Source organism: Pseudomonas sp. NFIX49 (genome assembly GCF_900115915.1).
GTDB classification, from domain to species: Bacteria; Pseudomonadota; Gammaproteobacteria; order Pseudomonadales; family Pseudomonadaceae; genus Aquipseudomonas; species Aquipseudomonas pharyngis.
In genome coordinates this window covers 209,665-233,352 of record NZ_FOYE01000001.1, presented here as the reverse complement: position 1 = coordinate 233,352, position 23,688 = coordinate 209,665, and the positions used below count along the sequence as shown (strand labels likewise).

At 61.5% G+C, this 23,688-nt stretch carries 19 protein-coding genes; 11 read left to right on the top strand and 8 right to left on the bottom strand.

Features of this window, described 5'->3' with window-relative positions; translation table 11 throughout:
- Positions 1-24 precede the first annotated feature (24 nt).
- Genes BMZ46_RS01085 through BMZ46_RS01075 form a run of 3 tightly spaced genes read left to right on the top strand, consistent with a single transcriptional unit; the run spans position 25 to position 3,613 of the window.
- Positions 25-1,938 (top strand): two-component sensor histidine kinase AauS, encoded by a 1,914-nt coding sequence (locus tag BMZ46_RS01085; RefSeq protein WP_039765823.1) that lies wholly within the window; start codon positions 25-27, stop codon positions 1,936-1,938.
- A 44-nt stretch (positions 1,939-1,982) separates the two neighbouring features.
- Complete coding sequence (locus tag BMZ46_RS01080; protein WP_235375867.1) at positions 1,983-3,263, top strand: two-component response regulator AauR; 1,281 nt, start codon at positions 1,983-1,985, stop codon at positions 3,261-3,263.
- A gap of 20 nt (positions 3,264-3,283) precedes the next feature.
- On the top strand, positions 3,284-3,613 hold the full coding sequence (locus BMZ46_RS01075; protein WP_166742312.1) for a GlpM family protein: 330 nt from the start codon (positions 3,284-3,286) through the stop codon (positions 3,611-3,613).
- 1 nt (position 3,614) lies between these two features.
- Here BMZ46_RS01075 and BMZ46_RS01070 read toward each other — a convergent pair whose 3' ends face one another.
- Complete coding sequence (locus BMZ46_RS01070; RefSeq protein WP_074688478.1) at positions 3,615-4,649, bottom strand: alpha/beta fold hydrolase; 1,035 nt, start codon at positions 4,647-4,649, stop codon at positions 3,615-3,617.
- Between the two features lie 246 nt (positions 4,650-4,895).
- On the opposite strand from BMZ46_RS01070, the gene BMZ46_RS01065 reads away from it, so the two are divergent.
- Positions 4,896-5,396: a hypothetical protein gene (locus tag BMZ46_RS01065; RefSeq protein WP_074688480.1), complete on the top strand. Its 501-nt coding sequence runs from the start codon at positions 4,896-4,898 to the stop codon at positions 5,394-5,396.
- A gap of 62 nt (positions 5,397-5,458) precedes the next feature.
- Here BMZ46_RS01065 and metE read toward each other — a convergent pair whose 3' ends face one another.
- On the bottom strand, positions 5,459-7,771 hold the full coding sequence (gene metE, locus BMZ46_RS01060; protein ID WP_074688482.1) for a 5-methyltetrahydropteroyltriglutamate--homocysteine S-methyltransferase: 2,313 nt from the start codon (positions 7,769-7,771) through the stop codon (positions 5,459-5,461).
- Positions 7,772-7,882: 111 nt separating this feature from the next.
- Here metE and metR point away from each other — a divergent pair, with 111 nt between their 5' ends.
- Positions 7,883-8,800 (top strand): transcriptional regulator MetR, encoded by a 918-nt coding sequence (gene metR / locus BMZ46_RS01055; protein ID WP_007953158.1) that lies wholly within the window; start codon positions 7,883-7,885, stop codon positions 8,798-8,800.
- Here metR and BMZ46_RS01050 read toward each other — a convergent pair.
- Genes BMZ46_RS01050 through BMZ46_RS01035 form a run of 4 tightly spaced genes read right to left on the bottom strand, consistent with a single transcriptional unit; the run spans position 8,784 to position 11,829 of the window.
- Entirely contained in the window at positions 8,784-9,314 is a 531-nt protein-coding gene (locus BMZ46_RS01050; RefSeq protein ID WP_039765813.1) for a GNAT family N-acetyltransferase, read from the bottom strand. The genes metR and BMZ46_RS01050 overlap by 17 nt on opposite strands.
- A gap of 2 nt (positions 9,315-9,316) precedes the next feature.
- A complete protein-coding gene (locus tag BMZ46_RS01045) occupies positions 9,317-9,955 on the bottom strand; it encodes a LysE family translocator (protein ID WP_039765811.1) in 639 nt (212 codons plus the stop codon).
- Between the two features lie 23 nt (positions 9,956-9,978).
- Complete coding sequence (locus tag BMZ46_RS01040) at positions 9,979-10,413, bottom strand: NUDIX hydrolase (protein WP_039765809.1); 435 nt, start codon at positions 10,411-10,413, stop codon at positions 9,979-9,981.
- Positions 10,414-10,470: 57 nt separating this feature from the next.
- Positions 10,471-11,829, bottom strand: coding sequence for a response regulator c-di-GMP phosphodiesterase, NosR family (locus BMZ46_RS01035; protein ID WP_039765807.1), 1,359 nt, complete (start codon positions 11,827-11,829; stop codon positions 10,471-10,473).
- 256 nt (positions 11,830-12,085) lie between these two features.
- Here BMZ46_RS01035 and BMZ46_RS01030 point away from each other — a divergent pair, with 256 nt between their 5' ends.
- Genes BMZ46_RS01030 through BMZ46_RS01010 form a run of 5 tightly spaced genes read left to right on the top strand, consistent with a single transcriptional unit; the run spans position 12,086 to position 20,385 of the window.
- The gene (locus BMZ46_RS01030) at positions 12,086-14,359 is read left to right on the top strand and encodes a GGDEF/EAL domain-containing response regulator (RefSeq protein ID WP_074688484.1); all 2,274 of its coding nucleotides are present in this window, start codon (positions 12,086-12,088) and stop codon (positions 14,357-14,359) included.
- Positions 14,356-16,230, top strand: a complete 1,875-nt coding sequence (locus BMZ46_RS01025; protein ID WP_074688485.1) for a putative bifunctional diguanylate cyclase/phosphodiesterase — start codon at positions 14,356-14,358, stop codon at positions 16,228-16,230. The genes BMZ46_RS01030 and BMZ46_RS01025 overlap by 4 nt, the downstream gene beginning before the upstream one ends.
- Entirely contained in the window at positions 16,227-17,174 is a 948-nt protein-coding gene (locus BMZ46_RS01020; RefSeq protein ID WP_039765802.1) for a cytochrome-c peroxidase, read from the top strand. Before BMZ46_RS01025 ends, BMZ46_RS01020 begins: the two co-directional genes overlap by 4 nt.
- The gene (locus BMZ46_RS01015) at positions 17,171-18,985 is read left to right on the top strand and encodes a DAHL domain-containing protein (protein ID WP_039765801.1); all 1,815 of its coding nucleotides are present in this window, start codon (positions 17,171-17,173) and stop codon (positions 18,983-18,985) included. Before BMZ46_RS01020 ends, BMZ46_RS01015 begins: the two co-directional genes overlap by 4 nt.
- Complete coding sequence (locus BMZ46_RS01010; protein WP_074688487.1) at positions 18,982-20,385, top strand: ATP-binding protein; 1,404 nt, start codon at positions 18,982-18,984, stop codon at positions 20,383-20,385. The genes BMZ46_RS01015 and BMZ46_RS01010 overlap by 4 nt, the downstream gene beginning before the upstream one ends.
- 7 nt (positions 20,386-20,392) lie before the next feature.
- On the opposite strand, the gene BMZ46_RS01005 is transcribed toward BMZ46_RS01010, so the two are convergent.
- Together BMZ46_RS01005 and BMZ46_RS01000 are read right to left on the bottom strand one after the other, a co-directional pair.
- Positions 20,393-21,718, bottom strand: coding sequence for an APC family permease (locus tag BMZ46_RS01005; RefSeq protein WP_039765797.1), 1,326 nt, complete (start codon positions 21,716-21,718; stop codon positions 20,393-20,395).
- 213 nt (positions 21,719-21,931) lie between these two features.
- Complete coding sequence (locus BMZ46_RS01000) at positions 21,932-22,747, bottom strand: carbon-nitrogen hydrolase family protein (protein ID WP_039765796.1); 816 nt, start codon at positions 22,745-22,747, stop codon at positions 21,932-21,934.
- 125 nt (positions 22,748-22,872) lie between these two features.
- Here BMZ46_RS01000 and BMZ46_RS00995 point away from each other — a divergent pair, with 125 nt between their 5' ends.
- Positions 22,873-23,673 (top strand): helix-turn-helix transcriptional regulator, encoded by an 801-nt coding sequence (locus BMZ46_RS00995; RefSeq protein WP_011335770.1) that lies wholly within the window; start codon positions 22,873-22,875, stop codon positions 23,671-23,673.
- The last annotated feature ends 15 nt before the right edge of the window (positions 23,674-23,688 follow it).

The window sequence follows — 23,688 nt, the reverse complement described above, 5'->3', positions numbered from 1 at the left end:
GGTGGTTGACCCAAGGCATCTGTGATGAAATGCGACCCCACTCTCTATCGCGCCACGCCGCCATCACTTGCCGTGAAACCCCGTCTGATCCGCCACCTGTTCCTGCCGCCGCTGGTCATCGCTCTGATGATCGGACTGGGTTACATCGGCTTCTGGACCAGTGAACATTTCGGCATCCGCAGCCTCGGCGAAAACGGCCAGCGCCAACTGGAACTGCACGCCCGCGCGGTCGAAAGCGAGATCAGCAAATACACCTACCTGCCCAGCCTGCTGGAGCTCGAATCGAGCGTTTCGCAGCTGCTGGACGACCCGACCCCGGAACACCGGCAAACGGTCAACGATTACCTTGAAGGCCTGAACCGACGCAGCCGCAGTCGGGCCATCTACGTCATGGACACCACCGGCCGCGTCATGGCGACCAGCAACTGGCGCGACGTCGACAGCTACCTTGGTGAAGACCTGTCGTTCCGCGCCTACTTCCAGAACGCCATTCGCGGCCAGCCCGGACGTTTCTACGGAATCGGCAGCACCAACGGCGAACCCGGTTATTACCTGGCCCACGGCCTCGAAGAGCACGGCAAGATCATCGGCGTCGCCGTGGTCAAGGTACGCCTGGAAGCCATGGAAGAACGCTGGCAACGGGCGCGTCTCGAAGCCTTCGTCAGCGATGAAAACGGCATCATCATTCTGTCCAGCGATCCGGCCCGGCGCCTGAAATCGGTCATACCGCTGAGCGACGAGACCAAGGAAAAACTCGCCCGCAGCTTGCAGTACTACTGGTTCCCGCTGAACGAGCTGCAACCGCTGGCCCGGGAAACCCTATCCGAAGGCGTGGAAAAACTCACCTTCCCGGCCAACAGCGAAGTGCCGAGCCAACAGGATGGCGATGAAGAAAACATCAGCTACCTGGCGCAAACCCGACCGTTGAGCGATACCCCGTGGAATTTCACCCTGCTCACGCCGTTGCAGGATCTGCGGCGCGAGGCAATCAATCAGGGGATTCTGGTGGCCGTGGCGTTTGCCCTGGTGGCATTCCTGCTGATCGCCTGGAACGAACGGCGCAAGGTCATCGCCACCCGCCTCGCCGCCCGCGAAGCCTTGCAGGAAGCCAACAATCAGCTGGAGCGTCGGATTACCGAACGCACCGCCGACCTGCGCGCCAGCAACGACCGGCTCAAGAGCCAGATCCGCGAACGGCGTCAGGCCGAAGAGACTCTGCGCCGCGCCCAGGACGAACTGGTGCAGGCCGGTAAACTCGCCGCCATCGGCCAGATGTCCACCAGCATCGCCCACGAACTGAACCAGCCGCTGGCGGCGATGCGCACGCTGTCGGGCAACACCATTCGCTTCCTTGAGCGCGGCCAGCTCGATGTCGCCAGCACCAACCTCAAGACCATCAACGACCTGATCGACCGCATGGGCCGGATCACCGCCAGCCTGCGCTCCTTTGCCCGACGTGGCGACGACAAGGGCCGCGCCAGCCTCGGCAAAGCAGTGGACGCCGCCCTGCAAGTGCTCGGCGCCCGTGTGGAAAGTGCCGCCCTGAAAGTGCATCGCCAGTTCGACGATGTGCAGGTGCAGATCGACCAGACGCGCCTGGAACAGATTCTGGTCAACCTGATCGGCAACGCCCTCGACGCCATGCAGGCGCAACCGCTGCCGGAACTGTGGCTGGAAGGCGAAGAATTCAACGGCAAATATCGCCTGCGCGTGCGCGACAACGGCCACGGCATCGACGCCGAAGCGCGCAAGCATCTGTTCGAACCGTTCTTCACCACCAAGCCCGGCGAACAGGGCCTGGGCCTCGGCCTGACCCTGTCGGCCAGCCTCGCCGCCGCCACCGGCGGGCATCTGGGTGTCGAACACCCGGCCAGCGGTGGTACCACCTTCGTCCTCAGTTTACCGTTGGTAAGCCCTACTCCTGCCGAGCCAATATGAACAACGACCTCAGTGTATTGATCGTCGAAGACGACCCCCATGTCCTGCTCGGCTGCCAGCAGGCGCTGACGCTGGAAGACATTCCCTGCATCGGCGTCGGCAGTGCCGAAGAAGCGCTGGAGCAAGTCGGTGACAATTTCGCCGGGATCGTCATCAGCGACATTCGCCTGCCGGGCATCGACGGCCTGGAACTGCTGACCCGACTCAAGCAACGCGACCGCAGCCTGCCGGTGGTGCTGATCACCGGCCACGGCGATATTTCCATGGCGGTCGGCGCGATGCAGAAAGGCGCCTATGACTTCATGGAAAAACCGTTCTCCCCCGAGCGTCTGGTCGATGTGGCCCGTCGTGCGCTGGAGCAACGCAGCCTGAATCGCGAAGTCTCGTCCCTGCGCCGGCAACTGGCCGAGCGCGACTCACTTGAAGGACGGATCATCGGGCGCTCGCCGGCCATGCAGAACCTGCGGGAACTGATCGCCAACGTCGCCGACACCTCGGCTAATGTGCTGATCGAAGGCGAAACCGGCACCGGCAAGGAACTGGTCGCCCGCTGCCTGCATGATTTCAGCCGCCGTCACAGCAAACAGTTCGTTGCGCTGAACTGTGGCGGGCTGCCGGAAAACCTGTTCGAAAGCGAAATCTTCGGCCACGAAGCCAATGCCTTCACCGGCGCCGGCAAACGGCGGATCGGCAAGATCGAACACGCCGACGGCGGCACGCTGTTCCTCGATGAAGTGGAAAGCATGCCGCTGCCGTTGCAAATCAAACTGCTGCGGGTGTTGCAGGAACGCACCCTCGAACGCCTCGGCTCGAACCAGAGCGTGGCGGTGGATTGCCGGGTGATTGCGGCCACCAAGTCCGACCTCGACGAATCAAGCAAGGCCGGGGAATTTCGCAGCGACTTGTACTACCGCCTCAACGTGGTAACGCTGGAACTGCCGCCCCTGCGCGAGCGCCGCGAAGACATCCTGCAACTGTTCGAACACTTCACCCAGCAATCGGCCCTGCGTTTCGACCGGGCGCTGCCGGAGCTGGACAACCAGACGTTGTCGAGCCTGATGAGCCATGACTGGCCGGGCAACGTGCGCGAACTGCGTAACGTCGCCGAGCGTTTTGCCCTCGGCCTGCCAGCGTTCAAGAAAACCGGCGCGGGTAGCGCGGGCCAGGGTCTGGCATTCGCCGAAGCAGTGGAAGCGTTCGAACGCAACCTGCTCAGCGATGCCCTGCAACGCAGCGGCGGCAACCTGACCCAGGCCAGCCTGGAACTGGGGATGGCCAAGACCACGCTGTTCGACAAAGTGAAGAAATACGGCTTGAGCCATTAAGCGAGAACGATGTGGATCTGATTTTCAAGGCAATGCTCGGCGCGGCCGTGGTGGTGATCCTCGCCATGCTGGCCAAGACCAAAAACTACTACATCGCAGGGCTGGTGCCGCTGTTCCCGACCTTCGCCCTGATCGCCCACTACATCGTCGGCAAGGGCCGTTCGATAGACGACCTGAAGACCACCATCGTCTTCGGCATGTGGTCGATCATTCCGTACTTCGTGTATCTGGCGACGCTGTACGTGATGGTCGACCGCATGCGCCTCGAAGCTTCGCTGGCGGTGGCGGCGGTGGCGTGGTTGATGGCAGCGACGCTGCTGGTGTCGGTGTGGGTGCGGCTGCACGCCTGAGTCAGAGCAGGTTGTGTTCCGCCACCGGTTCGATCTGCGCCCAGTGCGACGTGTCTTCGCGATGCTCGCGCAGATACGGCAACACCGCCGCCAGCAAAGGTTCCTTGAACGCTTCCTGAAAGCGGTGCGCCAGCCCCGGAATCAGCCGCAGCTGACTGCCGCGAATATGCGCCGCCAGGTGCACGCCGTGCATCACCGGCAATAACGGATCAGCCGTGCCGTGTACCACCAGGGTCGGGACGCGCAGTTGATTGAGCAACGCCACCCGGCTCGGTTCGGCAAGGATCGCCATGATCTGGCGCTTCACGCCCTCGGGATTGAACGCCCGGTCATAGGACAGCGCCGCCTGATGCAGCAAGGCCTGCCGGTCATCGCTGACCGAAGGGCTGCCCAGTGCGGCCAGCAGATCGGCCTGTTGCTCCAGGGCAATCTGGCGATTGGGCGCGCCGCGCCGTGACAGCAATTGCACCAGCGCCGCGCTCGGCGCCGGCAACCCTTCGGCACCGGAGCTGGTCATGATCAGCGTCAGGCTTTCGACCCGTTGCGGCGCCATCGCCGCCATGTGCTGGGCGATCATCCCGCCCATGCTCGCGCCGAGCACGTGGAATTGCTCGACGTGCAACGCATCCATCAGGCCCAGCGCATCGTCGGCCATGTCGGTCAGGCTGTAAGGCGCCGCCACCGGCAGGCCGAGCTTGTAGCGCAGCACTTCAAAGGTCAGGTTGGCTTCCACCGGCGTCTGGCGCCAGGTCGACAGACCGACATCGCGGTTGTCATAACGGATCACCCGAAAGCCCTGCTGACACAGCGCAACCACCACTTCATCCGGCCAGTGGATCAACTGGCCGCCCAGGCCCATCACCAGCAACAGCGCCGGATCCGACGCACGGCCGATGCTCTGGTACGCCAGGCTCACCTGATCCAGATCGACCCGTTCGGTCGGTACATTGACGTCGCAACGCGACGCCGCGTAGGACGCCGGAACGCAAAAAACCGCGGCCAACAACGCCGCGATTGCAAAAAATCCCTTGAACATGAAAAACACCGAAACGCAGAACCCCAGTAGAACGCGAGTCTGATGAAGTTTGTTCAAGCGCGCTGCCACAGTTCGATGACAGTTTGATGAAGAGTGCCGAGCGGTCGAATCGGCGAGAGTCCAGCAACTGCCTGTGGCACCTACCGCTTGTCGGGACTGTCAGATCTGACAGTCGTTAAAAAACTGCCTTTGACACAGCATGAATTCTCGGCCGACAGGCGGCCATCAACGCATCAGGGAGGCAATATGAGCGCGAATCTCATTACAAACGGGGATTTCGAGTCGGGCAGGTTTACCCCATGGATCGCACAGGCTCTTCACGGCAAAGCCGACGTGGTCAATCACAACCGCAGCTACCAGGCGCAACTGCACCCTGGAGTGGATGACGGCATCTTGCTCTATACCCAGTTCGAAGCCCCCTCCGGGTCTTTTACCCTGAGTTTCAGTGCATCCGCACCCACTGCCCAGTACTACCTGCCTCCATTTGATTACGTTACTCACCCGTTCCTGGTTTATTTCATTTCGGGCTTCGACGCAGGCGGTCAATTGATTCAGGCGGACTTTGGCCTGGCGCCGCTGCAACCCACGGATACAGTCTTTAACTACAGCGGCAATATGCCGGCTGACGTAAAGAGGGTCGAAGTTCGATTCTCGGGTCCCTCAGATCCTTATAAAAACAAAGGTTCGCTTTACATCGACAATGTGATTTACACACCGGGGCAGACTCTCCCCCAACGCTGGAGCTGAGCGAAAAAAACCGCTGAATGCAGAGCCTCAGCGGTTTTTCGATGTGAGCCGGTTCTGAGGTATTACGCCAACTGACTGCGCAACTGCCGCGCCGCGGCGACCATATTGACCAGTGCCGCTTCGGTCTCCGGCCAGGCGCGGGTTTTCAGGCCGCAATCGGGGTTGACCCACAGACGCTGCGCCGGAATGCGCTTCACGGCTTTGCTCATCAGTTTGACCATCTCGGCGGTGTCCGGCACACGCGGCGAGTGAATGTCGTAGACACCCGGGCCGATGTCGTTCGGGTAGTCGAACGCTTCGAAGGCCTCGAGCAATTCCATGTCCGAACGCGAGGTTTCGATGGTGATCACGTCGGCATCCATGTCGGCGATCGCCTTGATCACATCGTTGAATTCGCTGTAGCACATGTGGGTGTGGATCTGGGTTTCATCCTTCACACCCGACGCAGTCAGACGGAACGCTTGCACCGCCCAGTCGAGGTATTCCTGCCATTGTTCACGGCGCAGCGGCAGGCCTTCGCGGAACGCCGCTTCGTCGATCTGCACGATCCTGATCCCGGCGTTTTCCAGATCCACCACTTCGTCCCGCAGGGCCAGCGCCAGTTGTTGCGCCTGGACTTTGCGCGACACGTCTTCGCGGGGGAACGACCACATCAGCATGGTCACGGGACCGGTCAGCATGCCTTTCATCACCTTGTCCGTCAGGCTCTGGGCATAGGTGATCCAGTCCACGGTCATGGCGTTCGGACGGGACAGATCGCCATAAATCACCGCCGGTTTGACGCAGCGGGAACCGTAGCTCTGGACCCAGCCGAAACGGGTGAACAGATAACCGTCGAGCTGTTCGGCGAAGTACTCGACCATGTCGTTGCGCTCGGCTTCACCGTGCACCAGTACATCGAGGCCCAGACGTTCCTGCACCTGCACCGCGTGGCGGATTTCGCTGCGCATGGCATCGTGGTAGTCGTTGACCGACAGCTTGCCCTGCTTGAACGCCTGACGGGCCAGACGAATCGATCCAGTCTGCGGGAAAGAACCGATAGTGGTGGTCGGGAACTTCGGCAATTTCAAACGCGCCTGCTGTGCGGCGATGCGTTTGGCAAACGGCGAATGGCGCTGGCTGTCGCTGGCATTGATCGCCTCGATCCGCGCTTGCACGTCGGCCTTGTGAATACGCGGCGAGCGGGCGCGGCTCTCTTGAATCGCGCGGCTTGCGGCCAGTGCGTTTTGCACGTTCGGCGCTTGCGGGTCGTTCAGCGCATCACGCAACACCGAGATTTCGCTGCACTTTTGTACGGCGAATGCCAGCCAGCTTTTCAGTTCCGGATCGAGCTTGTCTTCACGCTCGACATCCACCGGGCTGTGCAGCAACGAGCAGGAACTGCTGACCCACAGGTTGTCGCCGAAACGCTCCTGCGCCGGCTGCAGTTGCGCCAGCGCCTGCTCCAGTTCGCAGCGCCAGACGTTGCGACCGTTGACCAGACCGACCGAGAGAATCTTGTAGGTCGGCAGACGATCCAGCACCTGACCGAGCTGATCGGGCGCACGTACGGCGTCGATGTGCAGGCCTTGCACCGGCAGACCGACGGCCAGGCCGAGGTTGTCTTGCAGACCGCTGAAATAGGTCGCCACCAGTTTCTTCAGCGGCGAATACTGAAGGATGTGATAGGCGCGTTCGAAGGCACTTTTCCACGCCTGCGGCAGGTCGAGAGTGAGGATCGGCTCGTCGATCTGCACCCACTCCACGCCCTGGGCGGCGAGGCGACCGAGGATTTGGTTGTACACCGGCAGCAGGCGCTCAAGCAGATCGAGCTTGTCGAAATCGTTGCCTTTCGCCTTGCCCAGCCACAGATAAGTCAGCGGGCCGATGATCACCGGTTTGACGTTGTGACCGAGGGTTTTGGCTTCTTCGACTTCATCGAACAGCTGTTCCCAGCTCAGCTTGAATGGCTGGTCGGCGGTAAATTCCGGGACCAGGTAGTGGTAGTTGGTGTCGAACCACTTGGTCAGTTCCTGGGCGTATTGGGTCTTGCCGTGCTCACCGCCGCAGCAGGAAGACGTGGCGCCACGGGCCATGGCAAACAAGGTGTCGAGGGTCGGCAGACCGCGTTCGTCACGCACACCGTCGAAGCGCTCGGGGATCACACCGAAGGTCAGCGAGTGGGTCAGCACCTGGTCGTACCAGGCGAAGTCGCCGACCGGCAGCAGGTCGATGCCGGCGTCCTTCTGCAATTGCCAGTGCCTGGCGCGCAGCTCGCGGCCGACCTGATTCAGAGCGGCCTGATCGAGATCGCCTTTCCAGCAGGCTTCGAGGGCTTTTTTCAATTCGCGGTCGGCGCCGATGCGCGGGAAACCCAGGGTGTGTGCCACGGCCATGTCGAGTGTTCTCCATTGCGTAAAAGATGGCGCCATTGTCGACAGCCAGGGCAACATGAGACAAACTCAACCTTTTCGTGTTGATCACAAATTTTCCTCATGGAGCCTGCAGTGCTTGAGATCCGTCACCTGAAAACCCTGCATGCCCTGCGCGAAGCCGACAGCCTGGTCGATGCAGCCGACCGCCTGCACCTGACCCAGTCGGCGTTGTCCCACCAGTTCAAGGAGCTGGAAGAACGCATGGGCATGCCGTTGTTCGTGCGCAAGACCAAACCGGTGCGCTTCACCAGCGCCGGCCTGCGCCTGCTGCAACTGGCGGACGCGACCCTGCCGCTGCTGCGCGCCGCCGAGCGTGATATCGGGCGCCTGGCCGGCGGCACCGCCGGGCGTCTGCACATGGCCATCGAATGCCACAGCTGCTTCCAATGGCTGATGCCGACCATCGACCAGTTCCGCGATGCCTGGCCGGAAGTCGAACTCGACCTCGCTTCGGGTTTCTCGTTTGCCCCGCTGCCGGCGCTGGCTCGCGGCGACCTGGATCTGGTGGTGACGTCCGACCCGCTGGAAATCGCCGGCATCACCTACGTGCCGCTGTTCACCTACGAAGCCATGCTCGCGGTCGCCAATCAGCATGCGCTGGCGAGCAAACCGTACATCGTCCCCGAAGACCTGCTGACCGAAACCCTGATCACCTACCCGGTCGAACGCGACCGGCTGGACATCTTCACCCGCTTCCTCGAACCGGCCGACATCGAGCCGGCGCAGGTGCGCACCTCGGAACTGACGGTGATGATGATGCAGCTGGTAGCCAGCGGCCGTGGCGTGTGCGGCATGCCGCACTGGGCGCTGCATGAATACAGCTCGCGCGGTTACGTGAAGGGCAAGCGGCTGGGCGAGAAAGGTCTGTTCGCGACGCTGTACGCGGCGATCCGCGCCGACATGCTGGACGCGCCGTACATGCGCGATTTCCTGCTGACGGCCAAGGACACCTCGTTCTCGACCCTGGATGGGGTCAGCGCGGTTCGTTGAGACTGGCGGTTGGCACGAAAGGCTGGGACCACATGTGGATCTTGTCGAAATAGTCCTCGCCGACCCGCACCGCCATCGGCTCGAGGCCGAACTGGATGAAGCCGCAGCGCTGGTACAGATGAAACGCCGCGTCATTACCGGCGGTGACGGTCAATTGAATGACTTTCAGCGCCGGATGCTGCTGCGCTTCCCCCAGCACCGCCTCCATCAATTTCAGCCCCAGCCCGCGCTGACGAAACTCGGCCGACACATACATGCCGAACACCGTTGCCTTGTGCCGGGCCTTCTCCCGAGGCTCGAACGCCAGGCCGACGATCCCCACCAGCCGGCCCTCTTCGAACGCGCCAAACACTGCGTCGAGCTTGCTGGTCAGGCGTGATTCCCACCAGCTCAACGGCATCACTGCACGTTCGCGCACGCTGGAGGTGAACGCCTGCGGATGCCGGTCATAGGCTTCCAGCATCAATTCGCGATAGGCCAGCGCATGACTGGCGTCCAGCCGCTCGATCCACATGTTCAGGCGGCCTTGCGCTGTTCAAGCATCAGCCGCACGGCCAGGCCGCCCAGCACGAAGCCCATGAAATAACGCTGCGCCGCCAGCCAGGTCGGATTGTTGACGAACCACGAAGCGATCCCCGCTGCGAACAGCGCGATCAACAGGTTGACGCTGAAACTGACGCTGATCTGGGTCAGGCCGAGGATGAGGCTCTGGGTGAACACCGAGCCGTGCTCGGGGGTGATGAACTGCGGGAATACCGAGAGGTAGAACACCGCGATTTTCGGGTTCAGTGCGCTGGTGAGAAAACCCATGGTGACCAGTTTGCGCGAAGAATCCGCCGGCAACTGTTGCGCCTCGAACGGCGAGCGGGCGCCGGGTTTCACCGCCTGCCAGGCCAGCCACAACAGGTACAGCGCGCCGGCCCACTTCAACACTTCATAGGCCATCGGCACGGCGAGAAACACCGCGGTCAAACCGGCGGCCGCCGCGAACAGATGCACGAAGAACCCCGCCACCACGCCGAGCAGCGAGGTCACCCCGGCGCGACGTCCCTGGCAGATCGACCGCGAGATCAGGTAGATCATGTTCGGCCCCGGCGTCAGTACCATCAGCAGGGCGGCGGCGGCGAAAATCAACAGGTCTTGAAGCGGGATCATGACGAAGTCCTTTGCACGAATGATCAGGCGATCGCAGTCAGCGAGGCTCGATAAAACGGCAGGATCAGGTCGCGTGTCAATGGGGCGAGAACCACATCGCCGTCGGTGGCCGGGTCGATCCAGATCACCTCCTCGATCTCGGCGGCCGGAGACACCCCGGCGTCGATGGTCAGTTGAAAGAGTTCGGCCTGCACAACGAATCCCGGCTCGTTGGCAGCGGGTGCCGAGAACTGGCCGAGAAAGCTAGCCTGCGCCGGATCGATCACCAGTCCCAGTTCTTCCTCCAGCTCACGGGCCAGCGCATGCACCGGCAGTTCATCGGCTTCAATCTTGCCGCCCGGCTGCATGAACGCCGTGGTATTGCGCTTGCGCACCAGCAGGGTCTGGCCGTCGGGACCGATCAGCAGCGCGGCGGCGATACGGATGATGCGGGGGGGAACTGCGGATACAGAAGTCATGGGTCAGCCACCGGCCTTGAGAAAAGCCGCAAGGATCCCATGCCGGCCGCGCCAGCGTCATCCACCCTGGGCCGCAAGCGTCGTCTCAGGCTCTTGCGGCACCTTTACGAATACCTTGTATTTGCCGCCCTCCATGGCCTCGAAACTGATCAGTTTTTCAACCAGCGGAGCGCTCAGCACTTTGCCGGCGTTGAGCAGCAACATGCCGTTGTCGGCATTGAGGTTGCGCGCCAGGATCATCCCGGCCGCCAGCTCCCGGGTGCCCAGCACCCTGACGCTCGGATCGGTCAGCGTGATATCGCTGACCGTCGCACACACCTTGACGAAGTCCTCGATCAGCTCGGGATCATAGACTTTGCCGGCGTACTGGCGCAGGTACAACAGCGCTTCATCGCTGTTCATCTGCCGTTCGAGAATCAACCCGCGCTGCAATTCGACGAAATCCACCGCCAGTTTCAACAGGCGCGAGCCCATGGGAATGGCTTCGCCCTTGAGACGGTCGGGGAAGCCTGTGCCGTCCCAGTGTTCCTGATGGTGCAGGATCAGCCGCGCGGCATCCTTCATCGGATCCAGGGTCATCAACAGCGATTCGCTCTGTTTCGGATAAGCCCGATAGCGGTCGCGCTCTGTGGAGTGCAGCAGGTCCGAGGGCGTGGTCATCATGCTGTCGGTCCAGCTCAGTTTGCCGATGTTGTAGAGCGCCGCCGCCATGGTCAGGTCGCGGCTGGCGGCTTCGTCCAGCCGATGAACCTTGCAGTAGCCGCGTACCAGCTCGATGATCTGCCGGTTGGTCTGCTTGGCCGGCGGCAGACGCAAATTCGCCAGCAGCGAGAACACTTCGGTGCCGGTCACATAACTGTGTTTGAGCTCCTCGTAGGCGAGGTCGAGCATGTCGGCGGTCTGCTGCAGTTCGGCGGTACGGGCGGCGACGTGTTTTTCCAGGGTGCTGTTGAGCAATTTCAATTGTTCGTTTTGCACTCGCGTCAGTTTTTCCAGACGTTCGCGCTCGCGTGCCAGATGCTGATGCTCGAGGGCCTGACGCAAGGTCAGCAGCATTTCCTCGTCGTTCCAGGGTTTGCTGATGTAACGGTGGATCTGCCCTTCGTTGATGGCCTTGATGATCGCCGAAGGGTCGGCGTAGCCGGTGAGCATGATCCGCGCAGTCGCCGGGTACAGCTCATGAACGCGCGCCAGCAGCGTGGCGCCATCCATGTTGGGCATGCGCGCATCGCTCATCACCAGATTCACCGGTTGCTGTTCGAGTATTTCCAGCGCCTGGGCACCGCTGGTGGCCAGCAAGACGTCATAAGGCTGACCGCGCAACAGGCGGCGCAGGCTGTTGAGGATCGGTTCTTCGTCATCGACCAGCAGCACTTTGGGCCGGGGCGGCGAAATCGGGGCGGACGGCTCTTCCATGGCGAAGCCTCGTGAAAAACGTTGGACATGACTGCCGCGCCGGCAGACCTCCCCTGCTTGCCCGCGCTTGAATCACAGGCTAGATGATTTTCGCAGGGCGCGTGTAAATCCCCTGTTACACCACGCCAGGCAAAGTTGCGCCCTGGCAACTATGCTCAAGTCGCTGGACGACACCATCGACCTGCGCGCAGGCATGTGATGAGGGGAAAAGGATGCTCCCGATGACGAATGTGCGTGAACACACGGGTATTGCGTCATGAGTGCGCAACCCGGACACACCAACCGCCGCGTGCTCATCGTCGACGATACCGCGTCGATCCATGACGATTTCGCCAAGATCCTCAAACCGGCCACGGCTGAAGCCGACAGCCTGGATGAAACGGAAAGCCTGCTGTTCGGCGATGCGTCCTCCGCCCCCGTCGCACCGAAAGACCGTTTCGAACTGGACTCGGCCTATCAGGGCCGCGAAGCGCTGGACAAAGTCGAAGCCGCACTCGCCGCCGGGCGCCCGTACGCCATGGCCTTCATCGACATGCGCATGCCGCCGGGCTGGGATGGCCTGGAAACCATCGAGCGGCTGTGGCAGGTCGATCCCAAGCTGCAGGTGGCCCTGTGCACCGCCTACTCCGATTACTCGTGGGAAGACATCGACCGGCGGCTGGCCCTGACCGATCGCCTGCTGATCCTGAAAAAACCCTTCGACGCGATCGAAATCCGGCAGATGGCCAGCGCCCTGACGGTCAAGTGGCAAATGACCGAAGACGCCGCCATGAAGATGAACCTGCTGGAGCAGGCAGTTCAGGAGCGTACCCGGGAACTGTCCGACGCCAACATCATCGTGCAGAACAGCCCGACCATCCTCTACCGGTTGCGCGGTGAACCGTCGTTTCCGCTGATGTACATCTCCCACAACATCACCCGCTACGGCCATGTCGCGGCTGATCTGGTGGGTTCGGCCCACTGGGCGCAGACGCTGATTCACCCGGACGATCAGCTCAGTGTCGATACCGCCATGGGCCGGGTGCTCGATCGGCATGCCGAAGGCGCCTCCATCGAGTTTCGCCTGCGTACCGGCGCGGGCGACTGGCGCTGGGTGGAAAACCGCTACATCCCGGTGCGCGATCACGACGGCCGGTTGCTGGAAGTCGAGGGGATCATTCTTGACATCACCGAACGCCGGCTGGCCGAAGAAAAGATGAACCTGCTGGCCCGCACCGACGGTCTCACGGGACTGGCCAATCGCGCCACGCTGATCGAGCGTCTGCATCAGGCCTTCGCCGCCGCGCGTCGGGGAGCGGCACCTTTTGCGGTGTTTTACCTGGATCTGGATCACTTCAAGCGGATCAACGACACCCTCGGTCATCCGGTCGGCGATCTGTTGTTGCAGGCAGTGGCGCAACGGATCAAATCCAATGTACGGGAAAATGACGTGGTCGCACGGCTGGGCGGAGACGAGTTCGCGATCCTGCAACTGGACGTCAGCGACCCGACCCAGTCTGCTGCCATCGCGACCAAGATCCGCGATGCGCTGCTGGAGCCCTACCAACTGGCAGGCAATGCCTTGCGCATTTCCGTCAGTATCGGCATCTGCCTGTACCGCGCCAACAGTCTGGATGCCGACAGTCTGCTGGCCGGCGCCGACATGGCGCTGTACCGCGCCAAGGAAACGGGGCGCAATCAGTACCAGTTCCATTCCGAGCAAATCACTCGCGAAGTCGCCGAGCGCATGACCCTGGCCGAGGAGTTGATGACGGCCCTGACTCGGGGAGGACTGAAGCTCGACTACACGCCGGAAGTGGACATGCACAGCGGCAAGATTCTCGGCATGGCCGCGCAGGTCAAATGGCAACATCCCAGGCTTGGTCTGCTGCCGGCGTCGGCCTTCGTACCGGCAGCGGAAAAGACCGGCGCAATCATCCCGCTCGGTCGCTGGATCCTGGATCACGCCTGCTGGCAGATGCGCCAGTGGCAAAACGAGGGAGTGGCGCCTCCGGTGATGGCGATCAGGATTTCCCTGGCGCAACTCAAGAGCGGCCCGGAACTCATCTATGACGTGCTGCGCACCACCGCCCGCTGGGAACTGGCACCGTGGGATCTGCGTTTCGATGTCACCGAAGCGACCCTGGCCCAGACCAAATGGACCCACAACGATGTGCTGCCGCGCCTCAGTGAGCTTGGGGTAAAGATCGCCATCGACGATTTCGGCACCGAATACTCATCGTTCGATTACCTGAAAACCTACCGGGTCAATCACCTCAAACTCGCCCAATCCCTGATCGACAGTGCAGCCCAGGATGAAGGCAGCGCCAATACCCTGCGAGCGATCGTCAATTTCGCCCGGGATCTGGCGATCGACATCAGCGCCGAAAGCGTCCAGCCCACAGATCGGGATGACGCCCTCGCCTCTTCGGTCCCGCTGAAAAACGTGCAAGGCCTTTGCTTCAGGGAGGCTGTCAGCCCCGAACAGGCGGCCCGCCTGCTGAAGGACGGGAACGCGACCGCCCCGCTGCCCAGGGAGGACGAGGGATGAAAACACCTTTTGCGCAGACCAACCGGCGCATATTGATCGTCGACGATACCCCGGCGATCCATGATGACTTTCGCAAGATACTGACCCCGGACACCAGCGGTGCAGCAGACCTGGATACGCTCGAGCAAACGCTGTTCGGCACCCGGCAATCATCGCACCTGACGTTCCAGCTCGACTCCGCCTATCAGGGGCAGGAAGCGCTGAAACTGGTGCAGCATGCGGTGGAAGAAGGCCGGCCTTATGCCCTCGCGTTCACCGACATGCGCATGCCGCCCGGTTGGGACGGTCTGGAAACCATCGAAAAACTGTGGGCGGTCGATCCGAATCTGCAAATCGCCTTGTGCACCGCCTATTCCGACTACAGCTGGGAGGCCATGGCCGAACGACTGGAATTCGGCGATCAGTTGCTGATCCTGAAAAAACCGTTCGACACCCTGGAAATCCGCCAGATGGCCAATGCCCTGACCTGGAAATGGCAGTTGGCCCAGGATGCGGCGCTGAAAATGCTCAGTCTCGAGCAGACCATCGAAGCCCGCGTGCATGAATTGCTCAAGGTCTCGCACCTGTTGCAGTACGACAGCCTCACGGGCCTGCCCAACAGCACCTTGCTCGGTGACCGTTTGACTCAATCGCTGGCCGCCTGCCGGCGCCATGACAAACAACTGGTGGTGATGTTTCTCGGGCTGGATCGCTTCAAGCGCATCAACAATGCCCTGGGCCACCCGGCGGGCGACGAGATGCTCAAACGGGTCGGCCAGCAATTGCTCGCCTGCGTGCGCGAATCGGATTCGGTCTTTCGTTATGGCTCCGACGAGTTCGTGGTAATGCTCAGCGACATCAACCACCCGCAGCAGACCCGCAGCATTGCCGAGAAACTGCTGGGCGCCATCCGTATTCCACAGACGATTGTCGGGCATCCCGTGAGCATCACGGCCAGTCTGGGCATCAGCATCTATCCCGACGACGGGCTCGAAGCCATCGAACTGATCAAAAAAGCTGAAACGGCCATGCGCAACGCCAAGGAAACCGGGCCGAGCGAGATCGCTTTCTTTATCGAGGCGATGAACCAGCGTGCCCGGGAACAGCAAGGCATCGAAACGGGCATTCGCCAGGCCCTGCAGCGGCACGAATTCGTCCTGCACTACCAGCCGAAAATCGACCTGGTCAGTAGCCGGGTGGTCGGCGCCGAAGCACTGGTGCGCTGGCAAAAACCGGGACATGGCTGGGTCTATCCGTCGGATTTCATACCGGTGGCCGAAGACAGTGGCCTGATCGTGCCGCTGAGCAAATGGGTGCTGGGCGAAGCCTGTCGGCAGACCCGGGACTGGCAACAGGCGGGCTTGCCGCCGATCCGCATGTCGGTCAACACCTCGGCCATCGACTTTCGCCAGCGCCATTTCGTCGAGGGCATCGAGCAGGTACTGGCACAGACCGGGCTCGATCCCCGTCTGCTGGAACTGGAGATCACCGAAAGTGTGCTGATGCAGAACGTCGATGCAACGATGAACGCGCTGGGCAGGCTGAAGGCGCTGGGGGTTCGGCTGGCCATCGATGACTTCGGCACCGGTTATTCCAGCCTGAGCTATCTGCGCCGCTTTCCCATCGATGTGCTGAAAATCGATCAGTCGTTCATTCGCGGCCTGAGCCATGACAGCGGTGATGCCGCCCTGGTCGGCGCGATCATCAGCCTGGGCAAGAGCCTGAACCTCAACGTCATTGCCGAAGGTGTGGAAACAGCACAACAGTTGGAGTTTCTCAGGGCTCACCACTGCGAGGAGGGCCAGGGCTTTTATTTCAGCAAGGCCTTGCCGGCAGAGGCCTTCGCCCGGTTGCTGGAGTCTGCTCAGCCTGGCACGTGGGGTGTTTCATGAATCGCCCGGGGTCGTTGGTTCTACTGCTCGGTCTGTGCGCAAATGCCATCGCCGCACCGCTGGACGAGCCGCTGAAACCTTTGCCGCCAATGCCGCACCTGGATGCCAGGCGGGTCGAGCTGGGGCGCCAGTTGTTCCATGACCCGCGATTGTCGATCAATAACACGCTGTCCTGCGCCAGCTGCCATCAACTGGATAAAAGCGGCGCCGACACCCGCGCCTTCTCCAACGGCTTCGATGGGCAACCGGTGGCGGTCAACACGCCGACCGTATTCAACGCCAGCCTCAATTTCCGCCAGTTCTGGGACGGCCGCGTCGAAACCCTGGAAGAACAAAGCAACGTCGTGATCACCAGCCCCCACGAAATGGGCAGCGACTGGAACACCGTCGTGCAACGGATCGCTGACGACGCAGCCTATGGTCAAAGCTTTCGTGCCGCCTACCCCGATGCCGTGAACCGGGCCAATATCCAGAATGCGCTGGCCACCTATGAGCGCACGCTGCTGACCCCCGACTCCCGTTTCGATCAGTACCTGCTGGGCAATACCGATATCCTGACCCTCGAAGAAAAATACGGCTATCAGCGTTTCAAGGAGTACGGCTGCATTGCCTGCCATCAGGGCGTCAACATCGGCGGCAACATGTTCCAGAAATTTGGCGTGTTCGGCGACTACATCGCCGATCGCGGTAACCCGACGGTGGCCGACCAGGGCCGTTTCAACGTGACCGGCGACGAAGCCGACCGCGCCGTGTTCAAGGTGCCGAGCCTGCGTAATGTCGCGCTGACCGCACCGTACTTCCATGACGGCTCGGCGCCCACCCTCGAACGGGCCGTGGACGTGATGTTCCAGTATCAGTTGGGGCGCATGCCGAGCGAAGAAGACAAGACCCTGATCATCCTGTTTCTCAAGACCCTGACCGGCCATCCGGAGGGCCAGCCATGATGAAGGTTTCACGCCGTGTCAGCCTGATGTTGATCGGGCTCGTCGCCGTGCTGCTGGCCTCGATCCTGGTGTTTCTCTACCTCAAGTCCAGCACCGAGCAGACGACGGCCTACACCGAATCCCGGGACCTGATCCGCCAGATCAAGCAGCAGGACTCGCTGTGGGAAAACGAAATCCTCAAGGCCCGGGTGGCGATCTCCCACAATTACGACCCGCTGGTCTCGCCGATGAGCGAGATGAACCGCCTGTGGGAACGCTTCGACACCATGGAGTCCGGGCACGGGCGCAACGACTCGACACAATGGGACGAAGCCCACGAGAGTTTTCTCAAGGCGATGCAGGAAAAGACCCGGCTGGTGGAGCAGTTCAAGTCGCACAACGCCTTGCTGCGCAACTCTCTGGCGTTCCTGCCGACCGCCGAAGATGACATTCAGGCACAACTGGCCGGCCTGTCCGATCTCGACAAGATTCAGGTGCAGAACATCGCCACCGATACCTATGACCTGCTGCTCAGCGCACTTGAGTTCTCTCAGGTCACCTCCGACGACAAGGCCGCCGATATCGTCCTGGGCCTGAACAAACTGGCGGTGAACGCGCAACGCCTGCCCCAGGACTTTCAAGCCCCGATCAGGATCCTGAGCAATCACATCAGCCTGATCCTGCGCGAGCAGCCGATCGTCAACCGCTTGCTCGAGGAGATTGAGGCGGTTCCGGTGGCCGAGCGCCTGGACAACATCACCAACATGCTCAACCGGGATCAGCAGCGGGTCGAAAAAATCGACAGGAAATATCACTTCTATCTGCTGCTGTTCTCGGTCCTGCTGATGCTGTCGCTGCTGTGGCTGGCCATCCGTCTGATCCGCAGTTTCGCCGAGATCAACCGGGTCAACGCAGCCCTGCAAACCGCCAACGATGTTCTGGAGCAACGGGTCGAGGAACGCACCCGGGAGCTCAAGAACGCCCAGAGCGAACTGCTCGACGCCGCACGCCAGGCCGGCATGGCCGAGATCGCGACCAACGTGCTGCATAACGTCGGCAACGTGCTCAACAGCGTGAACATTTCCTCCGACCTGATCGCGCGCAAGTTACGCAACAGCAAGACCCTGGGGCTGGGCAAGGCCATGCAGCTGATCAACGAACACCCCGACGACCTCGGCCAGTTCCTCAGCGAAGACCCCAAGGGCAAATTGCTGCCCGGTTATCTCAATCAACTGGTCGTTGCCATCGCCCAGGAACAGCAGGAAATGGTCGACGAACTGAACCAGATGAACAAAAGTGTCGATCACATCAAGGACATCGTCGCCACCCAGCAATCCTATGCCGGGGCCAGCAGCCTGACCGAGCCGCTGTACATCAGCGAACTGCTCGAAGACGCCCTGCGCATGAACGCCGGAGCCCTGACCCGGCACCACGTCACAGTGGTCAAGGACTACGCCGAAGTGCCGCAGGTGATGGGTGACAAACACCGTTTGCTGCTGATCCTGATCAACCTGATCAGCAACGCCAAATACGCGATGTCCGACCTCAGCAACCGCCCGCGCACCATCACCCTGGGCGTAAAAATCGTCGACGGGAATTATCTGGAAATCAGCGTCAAGGACGATGGCGAAGGTATCGCCCCGGAAAACATGACGCGGATCTTTGCCCACGGTTTCACCACCCGCAAAGAGGGCCACGGCTTCGGCCTGCACAGTTGCGCCCTGGCGGCCATCGAGATGAACGGCCACCTCACGGCCCACAGCGACGGACCTGGCCAGGGCGCCCTGTTCACCTTGCAGATTCCGCTGATCGCGGTAACGGAGAACGCATGAGCGAATTGTCGAACCGCCGCATTCTGCTGATCGATGACATGCCGTCGATCCACGAAGACTTTCGCAAGATCCTCGCCCCGGCTTCAGCGCAGTCCGCAGAGATGGACGAAATGGAAGCCGCGCTGTTCGGCGAAACCGCCAGACCCCGGCGAGCGGTTTTCGAACTGGACTCGGCCTACGGAGGGGAAGAAGGCCTGGCCAAACTCAACCTGGCCTTGCAGGAACAATGTCCCTACGCCCTGGCGTTCGTCGACATGCGCATGCCCGACGGCTGGGACGGGGCGCAAACCATCGAAGCGCTGTGGCAGCAGGATCCGCAGTTGCAGGTGGTGGTCTGTACCGCCTATTCCGACTATTCCTGGGACGAATTGCTGGATCGTCTGCACGCCCATGACCGGCTGCTGATTCTGAAAAAACCCTTCGACAACATCGAAGTCCAGCAGATGGCCAACACCCTTCTGACCAAATGGCAGATGACCGAGCGCGCGTCGCTGCAAATGCATCACCTGGAACATCTGGTGGATCAGCGTACCGCCCAGTTCAAGCAGGCCAGCGAAGCCTTGCAGCGGGAAATCGACGAACGCAAACAGCTGGAAGGCCAGTTGGTGCAATCGGAGAAGCTCGCTTCGCTGGGGCAACTGGCCGCTGGCGTCGCCCATGAAATCAACAATCCGATCGGTTTCATTTCCTCCAACCTCGGCACGCTCGACGGCTATTTCCAGCAACTGCTCACCATGCTCGGCGCCTATCACACCGCCGGGCAAACCCTGCCCGCCGAACTGGCTGGGCAGTTGCAGCAATTGCGCGAGGACCTCGAACTGGATTTTCTGCTCGAAGACATTCCGGTGCTGATCAGGGAATCCAAGGAAGGCATCGCTCGGGTCGGCCAGATCGTCAGGGACCTGAAGGATTTCTCCCGGGTCGACAGCCATCAGGAATGGCAATGGGCCAATCTGCAACAGGGCATCGAATCGACCCTGAACATTGTCGCCAGCGAGCTCAAGTACAAGGCCGATGTGATCAAGGAATATCAGGAGCTGCCGGACATCGAATGCCTGCCCTCGCAAATCAATCAGGTCATCATGAACCTGGTGGTCAACGCGGCGCAGGCCATGGGTCCGGAGCGCGGCACCATCACCCTGCGCACTGGCGTGCAGGGAGAATCGGCAGTCATCGAAGTCGCCGATACGGGCTCGGGCATTGCACCCGAAACCCTGCAAAAGATCTTCGACCCGTTCTTCACCACCAAACCGGTCGGCCAGGGGACGGGCCTGGGCCTGTCCCTGTCCTATGGCATTGTAAAAAAACACGGCGGTGACATTTCCGTCAGCAGCAAACCGGGATTCGGTACGACGTTCCGCGTGCAACTGCCGTTGCGCCAAACCCGGCCGGCGGCCTGATGCCTGATCAGGCCGCTTCCTGAAAGTCCATCTCCGGTGGTTGGCGACGGAAGCCACCGGTCAGCACCGCCAGATACAGCACACCAATCGCCAGCCAACTCAGGCCCAGATACACCGCCAGGTGATCGAGGCTGACCATCAGCCACAAGTCCGCCAGCAGACCGATGAACGGGAAGACCAGGAACAGCACCAGTTCGCGCAGACCTTTTTTATCCCCGCCGATCCAGTAGTGAAAAATCACCGACAGATTGACCAGGCTGAACGCCAGGAACGCGCCGAAGTTGATGAACGAGGTCGAGGTGGTCACGTCGAGTTTCAGCGCCAGCAACGCCACCACGGCACACAGCAGGATGCTGTTGACCGGTGTGCCGAAGCGCGCGTGCAGGGTGCCGAAGAACGACTTTGGCAACACACCGTCACGGCCCATCGCAAACAACAAACGCGAACCGCTGGCCTGCGCCGACAGGCCCGAGGCGAACTGACCGACGATCAGGCCGATCAGGAAGATCGACACGAACAGATCACCGCCGATGTTGCGTGCAATTTCGTAGGCCGCCGAGTCGACGCTGTCGAACTGGAACGACGGATGGGCGATCTGCACGAAGTACGAGACACCGACGAAAATCAGCCCGCCGATCAGAGTGATCAGCATGATTGCCCGAGGGATGGTGCGGCGCGGATCGCGGGTTTCTTCGGTGAGGGTGCTGACTGCATCGAAGCCGAGGAACGAGTAGCAGGCAATGGCCGCGCCGCTCATGATCAGCGGCATCTGCATGTCGCCGTTGAAGAACGGTTTGATCGACCACAACGGCGTGCTGGCATCGCCGCCGACGTAATGCACGCACAGTGCGACGAAGGCGATCAGCACCAGAAACTGCACCAGCATCAGCAAGGCGTTGATGCCGTTGGCCAGTTTCAGGCCGATGATATTGATCGCGCTGGTGATGCCGATGAACGCCAGCACCCAGATCCACTGCGGAATCGACGGGAACGCCGAAGCCAGGTACGCGGCGCCGATCAGCCAGATCGCCATCGGCAGAAACAGATAATCGAGCAGCACCGCCCAACCGGCGATGAAGCCGAGTTTCGGGCTGATGGCCTTGCGCACATAGCTGTAGGCCGAGCCGGCCACCGGGAACGCGGCGGCCATGCGCCCGTAACTCATGGCGGTGAAAAACATCGCCACCAGCGCCGCCAGATACGCGGCGGGCACCATGCCGGCGGTGGACTGGGCGAGGATGCCGAACGTGCCGAGAACAATGATCGGCGTCATGTAGGCGATGCCGAACAGCACCACCGACCCCAGCGAAAGGGTGCGTTGCAAACGAGCCATGGGCGACTTACTCCGGATTTTATTGGATTTATGGCAGAGGCCGAGTTCGGCGAATGTTTCGGGTGTTGCTTGTTTTTTTGTTCGACTGGAGATTGATCGTTCCCACGCTCTGCGTGGGAATGCCTCAATGGACGCTCCGCGTCCGCTCTTGGGACGCAGAGCGTCCCGGGCTGCATTCCCACGCAGAGCGTGGGAACGATCGGGTACAACGGGTCAAGGGATCAGCAGCTCGCGTACTCCCGAGGCGTGTTCAACCACCTCCCCCGGCAACCTCAACCGCTGGTCATCCAGATACCGATAATCCTTGCGCGCCAGTTCCAGCTGGCCGAAATCCAGCTCGACACTGAACCGCCCTTCCTCACGCCCGGCTTCGAACAGCAGCGTGCCCAGCGGATCCACCAGCGCACTGCCGCCGGCGAACATCAACCCGTCATCCCCGGCTTCCACGCGGTTGACCATCAGCGCAAACGCCTGATTTTCCTGGGCCCGGGCCATGATCGCGGTGCGGTGGGTCGGCCCGTACGGGTCCATGTTGCCGTTGGTCACGATCAGCAACTCCGCACCCAATTGCGCCAGGGCCCGGGCCGACTCCGGGAACTCGATGTCGTAGCAGATCAGCAGACCGACCCGCACGCCGTTCCACAGGCAGGTGGCGTAACGGTCGCCGGCCTCGAACACACCGCGATCCGAAGCCCAGAGATGGGTCTTGCGGTATTTCAGGGCGATGCCTTCAGGGGTAATCAGCAGCGTAGTGTTGTAGAAGCGGCCGTTGTCGTTCTCGGCCATGCCGATCACCACGGCGAGGTTGCGTTCGCGGGCGGCGGCCTGCACGGCGTTGACGGTCGGGCCGTCCAGCGGCTCGGCGATTTGCGCCACGGTGTCGGCGGTCGGGAAGCCCATCAGGTGGGTCTCGGGGAACACGATCAATTGCGTGTCGGCGGCGCAGGCCGCAATCGCCGCGAGGGCGCGTTCGAGGTTGTACGCCGTGTCTTTGTCACGGCCCGCCAGTTGGGCGAGTTCGACTTTCATGGGCAGTCCTTGTTATGGGCGCCGGGTGCCGAAAGATTGCCCGGCGGCTGTCTGTGGGCCAGTATGCTTCGCATTCGACCGGCCAGGGAATTACGCGGCCGGGGTAACCCGATAGGGGTAGAGGCATGACTCTTTCGTTTGACGACATCACCTGGCACCGCGCCGTCGGGCAGTTGATCGACGCCCTCGACAAGCCGAATTTCTGGGCGCAACTGGTGCGCCTGCTCGACCAGTACGTGCCGTTCGATAGCTGGGTGGCGCTGCTGTTCAGCGCCGACCGCCACCCGCAGGTGTTCGCCGAATGCCCCGGCGCAGACGGCAGTCCTGACCAGTTGTTTCAGGACTACCTGCGCGGTCTGTACCTGCTCGACCCGTTCTACATCGCCTGCCGCGAACAATCGCGCACCGGGCTGTATCGCCTGTCGGAGGTCGCGCCGGAGCACTTCGAACTGACCGAGTATTACCAGCGATACTTTCGTCTGAATGTGGTGGCCGACGAAATCCAGTTCAATTGCCAGCTCGAGGGCGACCGCACGCTGTGCCTGTCGCTGGGCAGCCAGCAACGCTTCACCGGCGAGCAGATTGCCCTGTTGTCACTGATCCAGCCGTGGGTGCTCGGCCTGTTGCGCCAGCGCCTGCCTTATGAAATCAACGAAACCGTGGCATTGGCCCCGGCGCCTGCGCAACCGGACTGGCGGGTGCAGCTCGAAGCGTCGGTGCAGCAGCTCAAGGGCGCGCAACTGACCGCCCGGGAACTGGATGTCGGGCGCCTGATGCTCAGCGGTTGCTCCAGTAAAGAAATCGCCCGTAAGCTGGAAATCTCTGTTGAAACCGTGAAAGTCCATAAGAAACACATGTACAGCAAGCTGGGGATCAAATCCCAGTCGGAGCTGTTTTCGATCTTTCTACAGGCGCAGAACGCCTGACTGCCGCAAAAAAAC

Bases quoted from the DNA above. Each gene is read 5' to 3' on its own strand.
- BMZ46_RS01030 (WP_074688484.1), top strand. From the start codon at position 12,086: ATGAGTGCGCAACCCGGACACACCAACCGCCGCGTGCTCATCGTCGAC.
- BMZ46_RS01070 (WP_074688478.1), bottom strand. From the start codon at position 4,649: ATGTTCAAGGGATTTTTTGCAATCGCGGCGTTGTTGGCCGCGGTTTTT.
- BMZ46_RS01045 (WP_039765811.1), bottom strand. From the start codon at position 9,955: ATGATCCCGCTTCAAGACCTGTTGATTTTCGCCGCCGCCGCCCTGCTG.
- BMZ46_RS01015 (WP_039765801.1), top strand. From the start codon at position 17,171: ATGATGAAGGTTTCACGCCGTGTCAGCCTGATGTTGATCGGGCTCGTC.
- BMZ46_RS01040 (WP_039765809.1), bottom strand. From the start codon at position 10,413: ATGACTTCTGTATCCGCAGTTCCCCCCCGCATCATCCGTATCGCCGCC.
- BMZ46_RS01025 (WP_074688485.1), top strand. From the start codon at position 14,356: ATGAAAACACCTTTTGCGCAGACCAACCGGCGCATATTGATCGTCGAC.
- BMZ46_RS01020 (WP_039765802.1), top strand. From the start codon at position 16,227: ATGAATCGCCCGGGGTCGTTGGTTCTACTGCTCGGTCTGTGCGCAAAT.
- BMZ46_RS01085 (WP_039765823.1), top strand. From the start codon at position 25: ATGAAATGCGACCCCACTCTCTATCGCGCCACGCCGCCATCACTTGCC.
- BMZ46_RS01065 (WP_074688480.1), top strand. From the start codon at position 4,896: ATGAGCGCGAATCTCATTACAAACGGGGATTTCGAGTCGGGCAGGTTT.
- BMZ46_RS01010 (WP_074688487.1), top strand. From the start codon at position 18,982: ATGAGCGAATTGTCGAACCGCCGCATTCTGCTGATCGATGACATGCCG.
- metE (WP_074688482.1), bottom strand. From the start codon at position 7,771: ATGGCCGTGGCACACACCCTGGGTTTCCCGCGCATCGGCGCCGACCGC.
- BMZ46_RS01035 (WP_039765807.1), bottom strand. From the start codon at position 11,829: ATGGAAGAGCCGTCCGCCCCGATTTCGCCGCCCCGGCCCAAAGTGCTG.
- BMZ46_RS01050 (WP_039765813.1), bottom strand. From the start codon at position 9,314: ATGTGGATCGAGCGGCTGGACGCCAGTCATGCGCTGGCCTATCGCGAA.
- BMZ46_RS01000 (WP_039765796.1), bottom strand. From the start codon at position 22,747: ATGAAAGTCGAACTCGCCCAACTGGCGGGCCGTGACAAAGACACGGCG.
- BMZ46_RS00995 (WP_011335770.1), top strand. From the start codon at position 22,873: ATGACTCTTTCGTTTGACGACATCACCTGGCACCGCGCCGTCGGGCAG.
- BMZ46_RS01005 (WP_039765797.1), bottom strand. From the start codon at position 21,718: ATGGCTCGTTTGCAACGCACCCTTTCGCTGGGGTCGGTGGTGCTGTTC.